At 39.2% G+C, this 15,681-nt stretch carries 14 protein-coding genes; 7 read left to right on the top strand and 7 right to left on the bottom strand.

What is annotated here, in order from left to right:
- The first annotated feature begins 12 nt into the window (after positions 1-12).
- From RM368_RS26350 to RM368_RS26325, 6 genes are all read left to right on the top strand, one after another.
- Positions 13-612, top strand: coding sequence for a nicotinate-nucleotide adenylyltransferase (locus tag RM368_RS26350; protein WP_322696776.1), 600 nt, complete (start codon positions 13-15; stop codon positions 610-612).
- Complete coding sequence (locus tag RM368_RS26345) at positions 573-1,319, top strand: NUDIX hydrolase (protein WP_163929288.1); 747 nt, start codon at positions 573-575, stop codon at positions 1,317-1,319. Before RM368_RS26350 ends, RM368_RS26345 begins: the two co-directional genes overlap by 40 nt.
- 67 nt (positions 1,320-1,386) lie before the next feature.
- Positions 1,387-3,105 (top strand): NAD+ synthase, encoded by a 1,719-nt coding sequence (locus RM368_RS26340; RefSeq protein ID WP_322696790.1) that lies wholly within the window; start codon positions 1,387-1,389, stop codon positions 3,103-3,105.
- A 74-nt stretch (positions 3,106-3,179) separates the two neighbouring features.
- Positions 3,180-3,398, top strand: coding sequence for a transferase hexapeptide repeat containing protein (locus tag RM368_RS26335; protein WP_322696775.1), 219 nt, complete (start codon positions 3,180-3,182; stop codon positions 3,396-3,398).
- Positions 3,395-3,823 carry a type II toxin-antitoxin system VapC family toxin gene (locus tag RM368_RS26330; protein ID WP_322696774.1) on the top strand — a complete coding sequence of 143 codons (429 nt, stop codon included), beginning with the start codon at positions 3,395-3,397 and terminating at the stop codon, positions 3,821-3,823. The genes RM368_RS26335 and RM368_RS26330 overlap by 4 nt, the downstream gene beginning before the upstream one ends.
- A gap of 622 nt (positions 3,824-4,445) precedes the next feature.
- The gene (locus tag RM368_RS26325) at positions 4,446-5,339 is read left to right on the top strand and encodes a peptidoglycan-binding protein (RefSeq protein WP_322696773.1); all 894 of its coding nucleotides are present in this window, start codon (positions 4,446-4,448) and stop codon (positions 5,337-5,339) included.
- 344 nt (positions 5,340-5,683) lie between these two features.
- Here RM368_RS26325 and hemJ read toward each other — a convergent pair whose 3' ends face one another.
- The 4 genes from hemJ to psbQ all read right to left on the bottom strand — a co-directional run bounded on the left by hemJ (position 5,684) and on the right by psbQ (position 9,314).
- Entirely contained in the window at positions 5,684-6,265 is a 582-nt protein-coding gene (gene hemJ, locus RM368_RS26320; RefSeq protein WP_322696772.1) for a protoporphyrinogen oxidase HemJ, read from the bottom strand.
- 343 nt (positions 6,266-6,608) lie between these two features.
- Complete coding sequence (locus RM368_RS26315; protein WP_322696771.1) at positions 6,609-7,460, bottom strand: alpha/beta fold hydrolase; 852 nt, start codon at positions 7,458-7,460, stop codon at positions 6,609-6,611.
- 168 nt (positions 7,461-7,628) lie between these two features.
- On the bottom strand, positions 7,629-8,741 hold the full coding sequence (locus tag RM368_RS26310) for an FAD-dependent oxidoreductase (RefSeq protein ID WP_322696770.1): 1,113 nt from the start codon (positions 8,739-8,741) through the stop codon (positions 7,629-7,631).
- 105 nt (positions 8,742-8,846) lie between these two features.
- Positions 8,847-9,314: a photosystem II protein PsbQ gene (gene psbQ, locus RM368_RS26305; RefSeq protein WP_322677881.1), complete on the bottom strand. Its 468-nt coding sequence runs from the start codon at positions 9,312-9,314 to the stop codon at positions 8,847-8,849.
- A 360-nt stretch (positions 9,315-9,674) separates the two neighbouring features.
- Here psbQ and RM368_RS26300 point away from each other — a divergent pair, with 360 nt between their 5' ends.
- The gene (locus tag RM368_RS26300) at positions 9,675-10,103 is read left to right on the top strand and encodes a hypothetical protein (protein WP_322696769.1); all 429 of its coding nucleotides are present in this window, start codon (positions 9,675-9,677) and stop codon (positions 10,101-10,103) included.
- A 247-nt stretch (positions 10,104-10,350) separates the two neighbouring features.
- On the opposite strand, the gene RM368_RS26295 is transcribed toward RM368_RS26300, so the two are convergent.
- The 3 genes from RM368_RS26295 to RM368_RS26285 form a co-directional block, all read right to left on the bottom strand.
- A complete protein-coding gene (locus RM368_RS26295) occupies positions 10,351-12,033 on the bottom strand; it encodes a GUN4 domain-containing protein (RefSeq protein ID WP_322696768.1) in 1,683 nt (560 codons plus the stop codon).
- A gap of 30 nt (positions 12,034-12,063) precedes the next feature.
- Positions 12,064-14,076 carry an ABC transporter ATP-binding protein/permease gene (locus tag RM368_RS26290; RefSeq protein WP_322696767.1) on the bottom strand — a complete coding sequence of 671 codons (2,013 nt, stop codon included), beginning with the start codon at positions 14,074-14,076 and terminating at the stop codon, positions 12,064-12,066.
- Between the two features lie 189 nt (positions 14,077-14,265).
- A complete protein-coding gene (locus tag RM368_RS26285) occupies positions 14,266-15,660 on the bottom strand; it encodes an MFS transporter (RefSeq protein WP_322696766.1) in 1,395 nt (464 codons plus the stop codon).
- Positions 15,661-15,681: the final 21 nt, after the last annotated feature.

Here is a 15,681-nt window from a genome sequence, read left to right as displayed (position 1 = left end):
TTACGAATTATTATGAGAGTTGCTTTGTTTGGAACTAGTGCCGATCCACCAACTGCTGGACATCAAGAAATTCTAAGTTGGTTGTCTGAGCGTTATGATTGGGTAGCGGTTTGGGCAGCAGATAATCCATTTAAGTCTCATCAAACACCCTTAGAACATCGGGCGGCAATGTTGCGACTGTTGATTGCGGATATAGACACGCCACGGCACAATATTGCTTTGGAACAAGAATTGAGTAGTTTCAGAACGCTGGAAACAGTGGAAAAAGCCAAGCTTACTTGGGGTGAAGAGGCTGAATTGACATTGATCGTTGGTTCAGATTTACTGACTCAGCTACCACGTTGGTATCGCATTGAAGATTTGTTACAGGAAGTGCAACTACTGATTGTACCGCGACCTGGATATGTAATAGATGAGTCTAGTTCAGAGGTAGTGCAAAAGCTGGGAGGGAAAATAGCGATCGCTAGTCTGACTGGTCTAGATGTTTCCTCAACAGCCTACCGCGAACATAGAGATCCCCAAGCCCTCACAGCCCCTGTAGTTGCCTATATTAATCGAGAGCATTTGTACGAATGCCAGGACGTTCACCAAAAAAGATACCAACTCCGTTAAACCAACAACCTTTGGCCGATTTCAAGGTTGGTGTTGATAATGTAATTTTTTCTGTAGATACTGTACAAAATCGGCTGTTAGTTCTACTAGTAATGCGGCAGCAAGAACCATTTTTAAATCATTGGAGTCTTCCCGGTACTTTGGTACGTCCCGGAGAGTCTTTAGAAGATGCCGCTTATCGCATTATGGCGGAGAAAATTAAGGTCAACAATCTTTATTTAGAACAACTGTATACATTTGGCGGACCAAATCGCGATCCACGGGAAGCAACTGATAGTTATGGTGTGCGTTATTTATCAGTTAGTTACTTTGCCCTAGTGCGATTTGAAGAAGCCGAATTAATTGCCGATCGCATGACTGGCATCGCTTGGTATCCGGTCAAACAAGTGCCGCAATTAGCTTTTGACCATAACGAAATTCTGGCTTATGGACATAGGCGGTTACGAAATAAATTAGAGTATAGCCCAGTAGCTTTTGAAGTCTTGCCAGAAATGTTCACCTTGAATGATTTATATCAGTTATACGCCACAGTTTTAGGTGATAACTTTTCCGATTATTCTAATTTTCGAGCGCGTCTACTCAAGTTAGGTTTTTTATGCGATACCGGAATTAAGGTATCACGAGGTGCTGGCCGTCCGGCTAGCTTGTATAAGTTTGACGCAGAAGCATTTGCTCCCCTAAAAGATAAACCCTTGGTATTTATTTAACCAACCGCCACATGGGACAAATGACCAATGACCAATGACAAATGACAAATGACTAATGACAAATAATATGAAAATTGCGATCGCTCAAATTAATCCGACTATCGGTGATTTGCTTTTAAATGCCCAAAAAATCCTGGAGGCGGCACAACGAGCCGCATCTAGCGGTGCGCGTTTATTGTTGACTCCAGAACTTTCTCTGTGTGGCTATCCACCAAGAGATTTATTACTAAATCCTAGTTTTGTGGAAGCGATGGGCATCACTTTACAAAATTTGGCTGAGGATTTACCACCAAATTTAGCTGTGTTGGCAGGAACTGTTGAACCGAATATCAAAGCAGATATTAGTGGCGGTAAAAGTTTATTTAACAGCATGGCTTTGTTAGAAAATGGCACAGTCAAGCAAGTTTTTCACAAGCGACTTTTGCCTACTTACGATGTCTTTGATGAACGCCGTTATTTTGAAGAAGGCTTGCAAGCCAATTATTTCACTCTCGATAATATCCATATTGGCGTAACTATTTGCGAAGATTTATGGAACGATGAGGAATTTTGGGGCAAACGTACTTATGCAGTAAATCCGATTGCTGACTTAGCAATTTTGGGTGTAGATTTGATTGTCAATTTGTCTGCTTCTCCCTACACGGCTGGTAAGCAACAGTTTCGTGAAACCATGCTTAGACATAGTGCAATACGTTTTCAACAACCAATGATTTACGCTAATCAGGTTGGCGGAAATGACGATTTAATTTTTGATGGACATAGTTTTGCCTTAAATCGTCAAGGTGAAATTATGTGTCGCGCCCGTGGTTTTGACACTGATTTAGTAGTAGTAGAATTTGACGAGGCGCAACACGATTTGCAGTTGGGTTCTGTAGAACCAATGTATGAATCGGAAGATGAAGAAATTTGGCAAGCTTTGGTTTTGGGAGTGCGAGATTACGCTCGGAAGTGCCGCTTTTCTAAAGTGGTGTTGGGTTTAAGTGGCGGGATTGACTCGGCAATAGTAGCTGCGATCGCCACGGCTGCACTTGGTAAAGAAAATGTCCTCGGTGTTCTCATGCCTTCCCCTTACAGTTCCGAGCATTCCATTAGTGATGCTGAAGCATTAGCTGAAAATTTGGGGATTAAGACTCATCTTTTACCAATTGGCGAGTTAATGCAAGGCTTCGATCGCACTTTAGATGATTTGTTTGCGGGTACAGAGTTTGGACTAGCTGAAGAGAATATCCAATCACGGATTCGCGGTAATTTATTAATGGCGATCGCTAATAAATTTGGCTATCTGCTTTTATCTACTGGTAACAAGTCAGAAATGGCAGTTGGTTACTGTACTCTCTACGGCGATATGAATGGCGGTTTAGCAGTAATTGCAGATGTACCTAAAACCCGTGTGTATTCACTTTGCCATTGGTTAAATCGCAATAATGAAATCATCCCGCAAAATGTCTTGACAAAAGCACCAAGTGCTGAATTAAAACCGGGCCAAGTAGATCAAGACTCTCTACCGCCTTATGAAATTTTGGACGATATTTTGCAACGTCTGATTCACAACCACCAATCAGCAGCGCAAATTGTTGCAGCCGATCACGATCCGGTAATTGTAAACCGAGTAATTCAAATGGTAGCGCGGGCTGAATTTAAACGGCGACAAGCACCCCCCGGCTTAAAAATTACCGATCGCGCCTTTGGAACTGGTTGGCGAATGCCAATTGCTAGTAACTGGGTTGGTATCAAAAATGCTTACCAGACTAAAACCACAGCTACACCTAACCTTAGTTTGTTGTGACGGACAAGATGCTCATCCGCGTTGTCCAGACGCGGATAAGTATTACCATTGAAACTAAAGTCTCAAAGAAAATTATGTTAGATGAAGCAAATCTTGAACAACGTTTAGCGACTCTTGAACAAACAGTTGCAGATATCAAACATCGAGTCATTGATGCGCCTACCCATAGTAATTGGCTGGAAAAGGTTATTGGCTCAATTTCTGATGAACCAGCATTTTTGCAAGCTTTGGAGTATGGTAGGTCATTACGCCACGCTGACATATTTACAGAAGAGACTGGCGAGCAACTGTGAGATATCTACTGGACACTGACCATATCAGTTTTCTTCAAAGACGTTCAGGAACAGAGTTTTTAACATTAGCGGCTCATATTGCCCAGCATCAGGCTACAGATTTTGCTTTTTCTATTGTTAGTTTCCATGAGCAAGTAATTGGCGCTCATACCTTTATTACTCGTTCCCAAACACCTGGTGATGTAGTTCGGGGATATACTCTGCTAATGGAAATCATTCGGGGGTTTTCGGCAGCACCAATTTTACCATTCGATGCTGGAGCAGTAGCCATATTTGAAGGGTTACGAGCGCAAAGAGTTCGCATCGCCACGATGGATTTAAGAATAGCTTCAATCGCACTTTCACGGAGCTTAGTATTATTGACTCGCAACACTAGCGACTTTAGCAAAGTTCCAAACTTAATAACACAGGATTGGACTGTGTAAGCTCCAAAGTAAATTAAAGAGCCAAAGATTTACTTTCAACCTTCACTATTCCACCTCTGAACTCGAACCTTGCACCTTTAAACACGAGTTGTCGAGTTAAAAGAGCAATCGCTCAACCTTTTATCCTGGAAGTTGCACCTTTAACCCTCGAAGTTGCACCTTTTATCCTGGAAGTTGCGCCTTTTATCCTGGAAGTTGCGCCTTTTATCCTGGAAGTTGCACCTTTTATCCTCATCATTCTACTTTTGAACTTAAAGCTTGCACCTTAGAACATAAATTGTCTAGTTAAAAAGGCGTAAGTCTAGCTTGTCGGAGACATTGCTCAACCTCTAAGCTTAATCAATAGGTTATTTTTACTCATCTAAACGCTGTGCGATCGCAGACTCCTGTACCCCTAGAAAATCGTTCACCATTCAACCTCTGAACTCGAAAAAAAATTTAATATATGTCGTCAATAAATAGTTTTTCTTCAGTGTAATATCTGTGAATTTTTGTGTGCTTAATCATAAATTAATAGTAAAAATTGTGACATCATCTTTTAGTCAAGAGTATAGTTTCAAACAACATCAATTGTAAAAATGATGTTTATACTTAAAACTCAGTAAATGAAAGCAGGTGCATAATGAAACTACAAGATTTCTTGGGAAAAGATGAAAAATGGTCATTTGATGCGATCGCAGAAGATACAGACTTGGCTCGTCAGATTCAGATATTGTTAATCGGCTTAGGTTTGCTGGAACCTCCAGCCGATGGGAAATTTGGCCCTGTTTCTGTGATATCTCTCAAAAAACTTCAAGAATTAACTAAGACTGAAGAGAGTGGTTTTTTAGGAGCAGTCACAGCCAAAAAATTAATTGAAACTAAAATAGACGATCTTCCTAAACCCCCCTTAAAACTAGGCAATGACATCGCTAGTAAGATTGTGAAATATATGTTAGCCAAAGGTTATCAAGTATTTACCAATCCCAAAGAATACAACATTGTTTATGTAGAGGGTATCAATGGAGACTGGACTCTCAACAGTGATACACCTAATGAATTTAACGATCGGCGAATTGTGATCGAAGTAGTAAATGGTGTTCCCAAAATCGTAGATCACTGGGAAGCTACTACAGAACCAGGGAGGTACTACACTTACAATCCGATGAATCCCAAAGGAGCAGCTAGGATTCAGTTTGGACAATACAAAGCTTGGGCTGTGGGTACTCACGGTACAGCCGAGCCTCATGAAGCATTAGTGCAAGTTGGAGATATCACAGTTTGTAGAGATTTCAACCAAGATTTTAAACGGACTGGCGACAAACTTGATACAGGTGATAATTTTTATGTGAATCAACACTACGGCTTTGATTTCCCCAGGAATGATATTCGCCTTGCTAGTGCAGGTTGTTTAGTGGGACGTAGCCGTGAGGGACATAGAGAGTTTATGGCAATTATTAAACAAGACCGACGTTATGTCGCTAATCGCAAATATACTTTTTACACCGCTGTGATTCCTGGAGATGATTTACTGTAAACGTTTACAGGATGAAGTAATAGTTAATTGGTAGCATTTATTAAACCTTTTGCAAAAATCCTTGAATCACCTCTCCCCAACCCTCCCCGATGTGCTGGGGAGGGGGCAATATTTCAAGTTTCCCCCCTTTATAAGGCAATACAGTTGAGTTAAGCTTTTTTCTCTCCCCCTGCTTCCCCTGCCTCCCCTGCTCAAGAACAGCCTGCCTGAACAGATAAATTTGCTTAACCCAAGCGTATTGCTTTATAAGGGGGGATTAAGGGGGTCTATTCGACTTTTGCAAGAGGTCTATTGTTGCGATCCAACTTTTAGTAAGGTAGCCCAGCTGTGCTACCTTACTTTGTCTAACTTTGTTCTTGTGGTTTCCCTATCTGTGCCGTCAATTTCTCTTTATCCTGCCTGCGTTTTTTGGCGTAAAGTTGAATAGTGACTGCCATCAAAATAATCATGGCGAAAATAGCCCAAGCAGCCATATCTGTAGGTAGATTATTCTTAAACACAGCCAACAAAACGATCGCTACTAACATAACTGTAGGCGCTTCATTTAAAGCACGTAATTGCTGACTATTCCAGCGACATTCATCTACTGCTAATTTCTTCATCAGCCGAGCGCAGTAATGATGATAGCCAATTAAAAGCGCCACAAACAGCAGTTTGATATGCAACCAACCCTCTTTTAAAACGTCCGGTTCAGTGGTTAATAAACCGATGGCCATTGCGATCGTCACAAACATTCCTGGGTTAGTGATGATATAGTAAAGGCGCTTTTCCATAATTTGATACTGATTTTTCAGTATCGTTCGTGCTGGTTCAGGTTCAACGTTCGCTTCAACGTGATAGATAAAAAGACGTACTAAGTAGAATAAACCAGCAAACCAAACTACAAATCCGACAATATGAAAGGCTTTAAACCATGAATAAGCCATGAATCATAATTTCCTTTACTCGTAATGATAATAACAAAGTAGTCAGGAGCCAGAATTCAGAATTCAGAATATTCCATCTGGAAAAGGATGGAGTTTTAACAAGAAATAACATTTGAATTCTGCCACTCAATCTTCTATTTAGTGGGCTACAATGATGATTTTGCATCCTCTACTAATTAATTCTGACTCCTGAGTTTTGACATTCATTTTTATAATATCCATTTTTGCCAAAGCTATAGCAATCCTAAATCATTCGTAAAACAAAACCAAGGACAAATGACCAATTGACTTAGGACAGTCAACACCAAAATTCTCACAAATCAAATAGGATTGCTATATATTGTCAATGAGCATCTTTACGACGCACAAAGGGTAAAAGGTCTTGCAAAATCGTCTCGTGGTAGTGTTCTTGAGGATAATGTCCGACGTTATTAAGTTTTATTAATTCAGTATTTGGTACGGAATTGGCAAAGTTTTCGGCAATGTCTATAGGTAGCCAAGGATCAATCATACCCCATTGAATCAGAATTGGTTGTTGCCATTCTTTAAAGCCAGTTTGTATTTCGGTCATGGCTGAATCAAGCTGTAAATGACGAATACTTGCTAAGAGACTTCGACCAGACGAAGAAGCAGTTAAAAATGGTTTTCGATAAACATCCAAATCCTTATCTCCTATGCGATAACGGCTTCCGCCTTCTAGCGTCCGATCGACTAATAAGGGGTCTTGGGTCATGACTTCACCTGCTAAAGGTAAACCCATTTGTTTAATTTTCCAGGGTAATTTAGCAGCAGTTGAAATTGGTGTATTTAAAATAGCTATATTGGCAATTTGTTCTGGATGACGCAACGCATATTGTAGTCCTACAGAACCTAAAAAACCTTGGACAACTAAAGAAAAATGTTCAAGTTCTAAAGCTCTAATAAATCCTTCTAAAGCTGTGATAAAAGCATCGGGAGTGTAAGCAAAATCTCGTTTTTCTGGTTTGAAAGAATTGCCGTAACCAATCCAATCTGGTGCGATCGCTCTTGTCCCCTGATTCGCCAAAGCAGGTATAATATGACGCCAACTGTAACTTTGTGAAACTAAGCCGTGTAGCAACAACACAGGCGCTAAGTCACTTCTGCCGATTGGTAAAGATTCCCGATAAAACCATTCCAGTGAATCTACATTGATTTTATGTTCTTTTATTGACACGCTATTTTCCTATATTGGGCATTTGTCATTTGTCATTGGTCATTGGTCATTTGTCATTTGTCATTGGTCATTTGTCATTTGTCATTTGTCATTGGAAAAGAGGAGGCAGGAGGCAGAAGTTCTAAAATGTTTGAATTTTGAATTTTGAATTTTGAATTGATTTCTCCCCTACTCCCCAGTCCCCATTCCCTGAGAAATAATCATCTCACGAATCGCATAAGCTGTAGCGGGTGCTAGTAAAACGCCGTTGCGATAGTGTCCGGTAGCTAGGAGGACGTTACTAAATCCTGGTAGCTTACCAATAACTGGGGCTGGGCGACCTTCAGGGCGGGGACGTAACCCCGACCAAGTGCGAAGAATGCTTGCTGTGGCTAATTCTGGACAAAATGCGATCGCTTGTTCTCTAACAGATTCCAGCAGTTCTTGATTTGGCGGTATCTCATCGCCATTGCTGGGAAATTCCACTGTTGCGCCTATCCAATAATCTCCACCGCCCACAGGAACAATATGCACATCGTTACCCGTTATCGCTGGCTGGAAGTCGGGATTTCCTAATGGATGCCCCACACGCATTTGCAATGCTTGCCCAAGTACGGGGCGGATATCAATTATCTGATTTAATTTTGCTGTTAGTGGGGTTGAACCTAACCCTGCTGCAATTACAAACCAATCAGCGGTTATTTTTCCTTCTGTAGTGTCAAGTTGATGGCAAAATTCAGGTGTTGAGGTTGGGGCATCTAAAACAGTTACGCCAAATTTGAAAGTTACACCATTTTGCTGGGCAGCTTCAACTAAAGCTAACGTCAGGGCAGTTGGATCGAGCTGGCGGTCTTGCGGAGAATAGACAGCACCAGTAATTTTTTCGTTATTAATTTGAGGACAGATATTCTGGAGTTTAGCGGTGTCCCAAATTTCTAAATCCCAGCTTTGAGAGTGACGAATTTTTACTAGTTTTTCCCATGCTGACATCCCCTCTAGGGAAGAATCAGACAAAAGCATGAGAATTCCCTGACGATTAAAAGGAATTTTGCGACCCGTTAAAGCTTCTAATTCAGGAATCAAGATTTCATAGCGTTGGATGCTAGTTTGCCGCATCTGCCAAGCCTTGCCCTTGATTTTTTGGCTGATTGCGCCCATCAAAACGCCAAGTGCAGCGCCCGTGGAAGCTTGTGCTGGTGGTTGGCGATCGCAAACTGTAATTTTCAGCCCTTTTACTAAACTCAGTTCGTAAGCGATCGCAGCTCCAACTACACCACAACCGATAATAAATACATGACTCATTGCTGTTTTGAAGCGAAGATCGAGAGATGCGGGAGATGAGGGAACAGGGGGAGCAATTTTGACCCTCCTTGTTCCCTCATCCCCTTTGCTCATCTTACCTTGCGCTTAACTTGCCTCTGCTTCACTGTTGGTCTTAGGAAGCAGTTGGAGGAAATTGTCAATCTCTGCAAAAGCAGCTTGGGATTGATTCAAGGCAACTAGAGGATTGCCAGCACTAGTAGCTTTATCGAGTTTAACTAGGTCGTTAAACAAATCTCGCGTTATTTGACGTGCTTTGGGTTGGTCTTTGGGTAGAAGGTTGGAAGTGACATAAGTCAGATTCAGCCTTGCTTCTGTTATGGGCCCATGTATAAAGTTACGCACATTGATCCAATCACCTCTTTTAATCAGGGTTGTCAACTCTTGTGAGCGATCGCGCACAGCCTGAATTTCAGGAACATAAGCCTGAATTTTTTCAAGTTGTACTGCTGTGTAAGTCGGAGGTGCCACCGCAACACCAGGGCCACCACAACTAATCAGGAATGTGGCCAATAGTACTAGGAAAAATGAAAAAATCGAGCGTTGACGCACCATATATTGAACTTAATTGCTTTTTGGTTTACCGATTAACAGTGTCATTTTAGATCGCTAGCGGAGTTAATCGTTCTTATCAGCCAAGGATTTTGCAGAAAATCTTGATATTTTTTCCAAAGAACAGAGTTTCATCTGCTTTGGAGTAATTTTTAAGTACAATTACTTAATAGGTGTTAGGCAGTCCCAACAAGAAGCGATTTTTTGCTTCTGTTAGTAACGAGGATTGTTAGGAAAATATGATTTAGAGTTGCTAAATCTCAAAGGTCTTGATAAGCTGAAACACCAATAATATAAGCCTTCTGGCGGTTTTTCTGTCTTCACATCCTTGAAGATGCCGATGCAATATAGGAGTGTTTTTTAGTGAACGCAGCTGAACAGGCAACGAACCTTGAACTCGCCAGCAACATTGCCACGGTAGTTAATTTGTTCAAATTCGAGTTTCCTGATGCCAAATCCGATCTCAAACCCTGGAAAAATGACCCGGAAACTAGGGAGTTAGTCGATCCAGATTCTATAGATATTGGCTTTCACTTTCCTGGTATTAGCAAATCTTGGCGAAGTCGCAGCATTTTAATTCAAATCCGATTTTATCAAGATCCCATCAATAATTCCCGGCGTGCGATCGGCGTGGAGGTGGCTGGATTCGATCATCGCGGTGAGGCGTGGCGACTTTCTACGGTAGAAAACTGGAGTGTTGTCGGCGCATCTTCGCCTTCTAGTGAAATCGAGGAAAAGCTTAAGCAGATTTGCCGACAGATTTTAGAAGTTTTTAATAAATCAAGTGAATAAAATCAACAATGACAGCACAACTAGGATGCACTCTTAGGGAAAAGGGACTCATCTTTATTGGGAAAGGATTTTGAGTTTCTTTACCCTTTACCCCCGCCCCTTATCTCCAGAGGGGACCCCACCTTCCCCTTTACCCTGGCAAATGCCAAGAAGTCTATTGGGCGAAGTTACTATTACCTATTTTGAAAATATGTATCCTCACAAAATCTACACTTAAAAGATAATTTTAGAATTACTAAACACCCTCTCAAATTATCTTTAAAGAACTACAAACTTTTGTACGAGAAAAGAATAAGTGCATCTGCCAAACTAACCAAGATTTTACCCGCCAAGCTCCCATTGAAAGGTGTTCTGTAGATGATAGAGATAATTCAGAGCTATGTTGATCGTAATGTAACCATTTGGCTGGTAAGTGTCCCATCGGTGTCATGGGGGACAATTTAAAAGTTAGTTGCTCATAGTCTAACCAGTTTCCCTCTTTTCGCCAACCAAGGCGATCGCCGAGTCTCTTTTCTGTTTCATAATCTACTTGACCACCCATTTCACTCCAGATAGTTTGCTGAACACTGAAACCGAAATAACCATAACTATATTGTTCCCAAAGTTCATCAAGGATATGGATGTCTTGACAACAAAAGTTATCAATATCTTCCTTATAAACTTCATTCCAATAATTTTTCTTCATGACTTTTAGCATTAATTTAGCTGTTTCAATGTCAGCTTCTTTCCAGTTATGCTGCGAGAGGAGATATTGCAATTGGGTATAATTAATATCTTTATTGCTGAAAAATTCTTTTGTCAATGTAAGATTGTTATCAGTCAGTTCTATTAATCCTGTTTCTTCAACAGTAGATAGAGATACTGTAGAGACAAAATCTACTTCTGCTATGCCTAGCATTTTTCTTTGATCGGTAAGTTGCTTAGATATATAGTTAGATATTAAATCAATACCCTTGTCTAAAAAGACAAAATTTTCGCTCGAATCTAAATTATAGCTTTGCCAATCTAATAATTTAGATTGAATAAAAGCATCTTTTAATCTAGTTTTTTTATCATAACTTGTCACCATAAAATCGAGAAAAGTTTCAGAAATTACCTTGGCTTCTTCAAGGTTAAATAAATTTGACTGATACTTTAAAATATTATCTCCTAAATTTTTAATATCTCCGACAGTTGCGTAAAAATATTCATCTATTTTTACGAATTCATCGATTAAAGATTGAAAGGGACTAAAGTAATCTTGTAAAGAATTCTCAAAATTGATTGCTGTCTGGGCAATTTTTGCTATTTCTTGACGAATTTTATAGGCTTTACTTTGATATTCATAAAGCTCTTGATAGGTGTCTAAATCTTTAACTATTTGCTGAACAATTTCTTTTTGTTTTTTTATATCTTCTGCAAGTTTTTTAATTCCTTCACCAAGCAAGCTTATTTTTTCTAACATCAAAAAATAAGCATTACTTAATAATAAAAATGCTTTAAAGTTTTCTTCTTTATCCCATCTTAGTTCATTAAGTATTTGGGGATTTTTATAATTCTTTAGCTCTAACTTGCTTCTTTCATCTTCTAAACTTTTTATTGCCAAATATTTCTGTTTGAATAACTTCTTCAAATCGTTGGTAAGGTTTAATAAAAAATTGTGATAACTATCTTTGTAAATTTTTAGGAAATCAATGATATAATTGTAGTCTTTAATAAATAATTGAATTTCATTAAAAATCTCTCCCTGGCTAACTTTTTCTTTTCGCTTAATTATGCCTCCAAGCTGATGATTATATCGAACACCTTCTTTAATTAATCTTTGACGTTCTCTAATTGTTTTTTGAACCGTTTTTACACCGTTATTTTTGAGAATGGGTAATTGATAAGTTCGTTCGTATATTAAAATAGTTTCGTAAGTAATTAGTTGTCTTTGCTGTTTAGTTAACATGACCTTAATTTTCAAAAACATGAATAGTTCTTAAGTTCTTACCCATTTCAACACTTTCGGGTCTTTGTCATAGCGATAGGTAAAGCCATCCTTGGTAGTAATGGACTTACCAAGGCTAGCCTTGCTTCTAATAGTGTTAATTTTGGAGTCTGTTAATGTCTGAATTTCTTGATGAGAAAGTCCTGCAATTGTGCTGATCTCCGTCGATATTTCTGGTTGACTTGGAGATGTGTTATTAGTTAAAACATCTATCGTAATGTTAGTGTTTTCAAGAGAATTAGTGATAATTTCTTTTGCTTTTTGCAGCCGATAATCTTGCACAGTTAAAAGTTGCCAACTGGAGTCTTGTGAAAGTTCCAGAACCCATTGATGATAATTAAACAAACTTTCTCGATGTCCAACACTAATGAACGTTGTTTTTGTCTTTTGTAATTGTTGATATAAATTACCTTCATTATTCAAATCTAAAGCGCTTGTTGCTTCATCTAAAATAGTGAAGCTAGGGTTAGTAACTAATAATCGTGCGAAAGCCAAACGTTGTTGTTCTCCGAGGGACAATATATTTTCCCAAGGAACTTCACTATCAAAACCTTCAACTCGACTTAACAAATTTTGCAGGTTTACCTGTTGCAAAATGTCTTTGAGTTTTGCGTCGGTCATTTGACGATTTGTATTAGGATATATTAACTGTTCGCGTAAAGTTCCTAAGATGATATAAGGACGTTGGGGTAAGAATAAAACTTCGTCTAAGGGAGGTCGCATTAAATGACCAGTTCCCGCATTCCACAAACCTGCGATCGCTCTCAATAGAGAACTTTTACCTCGACCACTTGGCCCTATAATTAATAAACCTTCGCCTGGTTGAACGGAAAGTGACAAATCTTCAACAATTACCTGCTCATAGTTGGGCGTTTGTAAAGTGACATTTTCAAACGCAAACTGATTCTTTTCTATTGTTTTAATAGTACTGACATTTTCGGGTTTTTTGCTAACTGCTTCTAACGCATTTGAAAACTCAGATAAACGCTCAACGTAACTAGAAAATCGTCCAGAGTTTCCAAATTCCCTAATTAATGTTGCTAGAGCATTGGCAAACTGATTACAAGCTATACTGGCTTGAACAACTTCTCCGAAATCAGCTTGACCACTCATATATATAGGTGCAAGTACTAGATATGGAAAGATTTGGATAGCAGCTTTATATCCTCCGTCAAAAAATTCTTGATTTCTCTCCCAATTAATCTTGCGCTCGACATTTTTTAGGAGGTTAAGAAATCTTCGTTGAATTATATTAGATTCTTGCTTTTCTCCCTGAAAAAAAGCTATCGATTCCGTGTGATCGCGAACATGAGTTAAACAATAATTGTATTCTGCTTTAAGTTCTAGTTCTGCTTGATTAATTTTATTTAATTGTTGAGCTAAGTAAATAGCAATCAAATTACCAATAATCGTATAAACAACCAAAACAGTTGCGATAAATTGGGAAATTGACCAAAGAATTACTAAAAAAACCGTCATCTCCAGCACTTTTTCTAGAAAAATAGCCGAAAAATTCAGAGCATCACTAGTAATAGGTTCAATTTCTTGAGATATTCGTTGATCTGGGTTATCAACATCAGATATAAAGTTAATTTTATAATAAGCACGATTGCTCAAATATTTTGATAATATATGATTATTTAACCATTTATACCAATCTATAGCGATTTTTTTTCTGACAAATTTAGAAAATCCGTTTAAGAGTGTTACGCAAACAAGAGCAGCGGCGAAAATCACTATTGTCTTAATAAAGTTAGGATAATCTTTTTCTTCGATTACATCGGTTATGTAGCGAGTAACGAAGCTATTAAAGGCAGTTACGCTTACCAGCGCGATTATTAATAAAATCAGGAGAATGAGCATTCCCCATGTCCGAATTACGTCTGAAAATATTCTTTCTTTGGACTCTGTTGGATACCAGTAAGGCCCGGCGATCGCTCTTACATTCTCCCAAAATTTATTAAAGGTTATAGGAGAAGGTTCGTTTGAAACTTTGGTTTGCATATTCTAAAATCAACTGAACATTTTTTTTGATTGAAATACAAAAAAATTTAAGATTAAACAGTACAGGATTTGATGTTGAATCTAGATACAAAATTTTTGCAATTTATGAAATAAATTAATAATTATCTATTTTTAAAAATAGATAATTAAAAAAATAAAATAATCAACAACCATTAGGCAACGCCAAATTTAGGATACCAAAGAAACTACGTCACTCTTGCTAGAAGCTGTATCAGTAGCGATCCCAACTGCATTACTAACATTAGGAAGTTCATCTTCCACAAACCGTAGGCGAGGGTACAAGTAAGCAAGAGAGGTTTCTAAAATGGTCAAGACTCCCATAATAATCAGTAGAAGTCCCATACCACGACCAGACCCAACACCAATGATTTGTCCGATGCTTCCCGCCAAATAACCATCAGTAGCCATTAAGGGTTCAAAAACCTTCTCAGCTAAAGGCCCAATCGTGATGTAGCCTAGAGGTAAAGCAGCCGCTTCAATCGCGCCTTTGATCGCAAAAACTCTACCTTGCACACTAGGTTCTACTTTTTTTTGCATGACAGCTTGCGTGGAACTGGAAACGATCGGTTGTGTCAAAGAGAATAAGAAGATGCTAACAGCGAAGATGACAAGAGAGGGTTGCAAACCGGCGGCGATAATAAATACACCATTTAACAGCATACACCCGTATATTGCATAGATGTTGTGTTCTAGTCCTCCCCAGATACTCACGAGCAAGCCGCCTGCTAGAATAGCAATGCCAAATAGCGAAAGAATAGTTCCCAGAACGCTTACTGAAACGAAATTCAACACTAGCGGAACAGTAATGACATTAATACCTCCCACAAGATAAAGACTGGAAGCTGAGAATAAAATTAGTCCCAGCAGTCCGGGTCGAGCGATTAAATATGTAAATCCGTAAGTTGCTTCACTGAGAAATGAACTTTTTGCAGTTGTAACAACACTTGCGTTGACTTGCGGGAACCGAACCAGCATCAAGGAGACAACAGCGATAGACACACTGGTTACATGAAGCAAAATAATCCCTTGGAAATGAACAATACTTAGTAGAATACCTCCGAGAGTTGGTGCAATGATTATGGAAATGCCATACATCAGACTCATCAGACCGTTAGCACGATTGAGGTGCTGTTTTGGCACAAGTAAGACTGTTGAAGCTGTATAAGCTGGCATGTGAAAAGCCATGAAAACAGCAGTGAAGGTATTGGCTAAGTAAATATGCCAAACTTCCAACCGACCGATGACAAATAAAACGCCGATCGCGATCGTTCCCAAACACGCCAAAACATCAGCGATCATCATCGTCTTTCGGCGATCCCACCTATCTACCAAAGGCCCAGCTATCGGGGAAATTAAGATTAGCGGTAAAGTATTAAACAGGGAAATTAAAGCAAACTGGGTGACTGAGCCAGTGCGATTGTAAACCCAAATGTCTAAGGCAAAGGCAGTGGTACTATAACCAATCAAAGCGATCAACTGTCCTAGCCAAACAACGAGAAACAGCCGCATTTCTCGCAAAGTAGTCAGTTTTGTTTTTTCTATCATCTGTACGTCTGACATCATAATCTGGTATTTTCTAGCTTT

The sequence above is a fragment of the Nostoc sp. DedSLP03 genome (assembly GCF_034530815.1).
In the GTDB taxonomy this organism is placed as follows: Bacteria; Cyanobacteriota; Cyanobacteriia; order Cyanobacteriales; family Nostocaceae; genus Nostoc.
This window is presented reverse-complemented; position numbering and strand designations above follow the sequence as displayed.

Excerpts from the sequence above, each read along its gene's own strand:
- RM368_RS26335 (WP_322696775.1), top strand. The coding sequence starts at position 3,180 with ATGTTAGATGAAGCAAATCTTGAACAACGTTTAGCGACTCTTGAACAA.
- hemJ (WP_322696772.1), bottom strand. The coding sequence starts at position 6,265 with ATGGCTTATTCATGGTTTAAAGCCTTTCATATTGTCGGATTTGTAGTT.
- RM368_RS26325 (WP_322696773.1), top strand. The coding sequence starts at position 4,446 with ATGAAACTACAAGATTTCTTGGGAAAAGATGAAAAATGGTCATTTGAT.
- psbQ (WP_322677881.1), bottom strand. The coding sequence starts at position 9,314 with ATGGTGCGTCAACGCTCGATTTTTTCATTTTTCCTAGTACTATTGGCC.
- RM368_RS26310 (WP_322696770.1), bottom strand. The coding sequence starts at position 8,741 with ATGAGTCATGTATTTATTATCGGTTGTGGTGTAGTTGGAGCTGCGATC.
- RM368_RS26285 (WP_322696766.1), bottom strand. The coding sequence starts at position 15,660 with ATGATGTCAGACGTACAGATGATAGAAAAAACAAAACTGACTACTTTG.
- RM368_RS26290 (WP_322696767.1), bottom strand. The coding sequence starts at position 14,076 with ATGCAAACCAAAGTTTCAAACGAACCTTCTCCTATAACCTTTAATAAA.
- RM368_RS26340 (WP_322696790.1), top strand. The coding sequence starts at position 1,387 with ATGAAAATTGCGATCGCTCAAATTAATCCGACTATCGGTGATTTGCTT.
- RM368_RS26345 (WP_163929288.1), top strand. The coding sequence starts at position 573 with ATGCCAGGACGTTCACCAAAAAAGATACCAACTCCGTTAAACCAACAA.
- RM368_RS26350 (WP_322696776.1), top strand. The coding sequence starts at position 13 with ATGAGAGTTGCTTTGTTTGGAACTAGTGCCGATCCACCAACTGCTGGA.
- RM368_RS26295 (WP_322696768.1), bottom strand. The coding sequence starts at position 12,033 with ATGTTAACTAAACAGCAAAGACAACTAATTACTTACGAAACTATTTTA.